Below are 1,117 nucleotides of genomic sequence, written 5' to 3'. Positions count from 1 at the left end.
AAAGGGGCTGTCCCAAAAGTCATAATTTTGACTTTTGAGGGCAGCCCCCTTTATAATCTATTCTTTTACTAGTTGCTCTTTATCTTTAGCTACCACTTTATAAAGTGTTCTATAGTTCGGTTCTTTTTTAATAATTAATTCTTATGGAGTTGTTTGATTTTTTTCGGCTTCAGTATAGTTTATCGTTAATGTAATCATATCTTTCTCTTTTAATTTCGCTTCTCCAAAACTTATTTTTCGTAACGAATCTATGTTAGAAGGGAACATTTTTACAATTGATTTATCATCATCAAAACTTATAGTATTCTCTTTTTTATCATAAGAACCTACATTGTCATGTGCAATCGCGGATATACCATTATAATCCTTTAGTGCAATCGCACGAACAAACCGATATGCTATGTTATACGTCATTGCTATATCATCGTCAGACAAATTATCTTTTGCAGTCTGATTTAAACTTTCAATTTCTTTCTTCAATTTATCATTTTCTTCTTTTATTTTTGCTACATCTTCTATTTGACTACTTTTAATTTCTTCTTCATTTTTCATAGTTTTCTCGTCTGTATTTGAACATCCAGCAATGGCTAACAAAAGCAGAGAGCTTAATTGTAATAATTTCTTCATTTTCACACCCCTCTTTTTGGGAATTTTAACAAAAAGAGGTTTTTCTTTCAAGGGAAACCCATTAATAGAATATATTCTTCTATTAATGGTTGTTATTTTAACTATAATAAGTCCTTTTTAGATGATACAAGAGAAGCGTAACGAGATGTACCGATCATGTTTAAAGTTTCAGCATTGATTTATGTATTGTACGATGACTTTATGAGTGAGATTAAGAAAGGTATACCCCATAAGGATATTGCTACGTATTTGCTACAAGGGAAGAAACGTCATCTCGAAAAAGTTAAGAAAGAGAAAAGAATCATGAAACAGGTGAGCAAGAATTTACTTTCCTTTGAATCTGAATTTGAAGAAGAACCAAAGGATGATGAAAAAGTAGTAGATGTATATATATAAATGAGACAAGCTGAAATATTAAGAGGTGAAGTACTCCTGCATAATTTGGAAATGTTTATGAACGGCGATGAAATGACGTTTGAAGAATTGCTTC

The 1,117-nt window shown here is 30.9% G+C and carries 2 protein-coding genes; one reads left to right on the top strand and one right to left on the bottom strand.

Annotated elements, in window-relative coordinates:
* Nucleotides 1-141: 141 nt before the first annotated feature.
* Nucleotides 142-627 carry a hypothetical protein gene (locus V7014_RS27040; protein WP_335512209.1) on the bottom strand — a complete coding sequence of 162 codons (486 nt, stop codon included), beginning with the start codon at nucleotides 625-627 and terminating at the stop codon, nucleotides 142-144.
* A 156-nt stretch (nucleotides 628-783) separates the two neighbouring features.
* Between V7014_RS27040 and V7014_RS27035 the strand changes: the two genes are divergently transcribed.
* The gene (locus V7014_RS27035; RefSeq protein ID WP_335512207.1) at nucleotides 784-1,023 is read left to right on the top strand and encodes a hypothetical protein; all 240 of its coding nucleotides are present in this window, start codon (nucleotides 784-786) and stop codon (nucleotides 1,021-1,023) included.
* Nucleotides 1,024-1,117: the final 94 nt, after the last annotated feature.

Source organism: Bacillus sp. JJ722 (assembly GCF_036963345.1).
Taxonomy (GTDB): domain Bacteria; phylum Bacillota; class Bacilli; order Bacillales; family DSM-1321; genus Bacillus_AD.
This window is presented reverse-complemented; position numbering and strand designations above follow the sequence as displayed.